This is a genomic window from Pseudomonas sp. FW305-25, assembly GCF_017351415.1.
Taxonomy (GTDB): Bacteria; Pseudomonadota; Gammaproteobacteria; order Pseudomonadales; family Pseudomonadaceae; genus Aquipseudomonas; species Aquipseudomonas chlororaphis.
In genome coordinates this window covers 1-370 of record NZ_JACNDE010000091.1, presented here as the reverse complement: position 1 = coordinate 370, position 370 = coordinate 1, and the positions used below count along the sequence as shown (strand labels likewise).

At 64.9% G+C, this 370-nt stretch carries 1 protein-coding gene; it reads left to right on the top strand.

Annotated features, from left to right (window positions below):
* A partial coding sequence (locus J4E58_RS31815) for an RHS repeat domain-containing protein (protein ID WP_207255377.1) occupies window positions 1-370 on the top strand: 370 nt, incomplete at both ends.

Below are 370 nucleotides of genomic sequence, written 5' to 3'. Positions count from 1 at the left end.
TGCACCGGGCGGGCAACTGAGCAGCATCGACCTCAACGGCTCGCGCCTGACCAGCCACCAGTTCAACGCCGGCCGCGAACAGCAACGCCAACAGGGCCTGCTGCTCAGCCAGTACCAGTACGACGAACAAGGCCGCCTGCAGGCACACAGCGTTAGCCAGCAACGACAGGGCCAGCACCAAAACCTATACCGCCGTGCCTATGCCTACGACGCCAACGGCAACCTTGCCGGCATCGACGACAGCCGCAAGGGCAACCTGCGTTATCACTACGACCCGCTGGATCGGCTGATCAACGTACGCGGTGCCACCCCGGAAAGCTTCGCCCATGACCCCGCCGGTAACCTGCTCGGCCAAGGCGACCAACCCGCC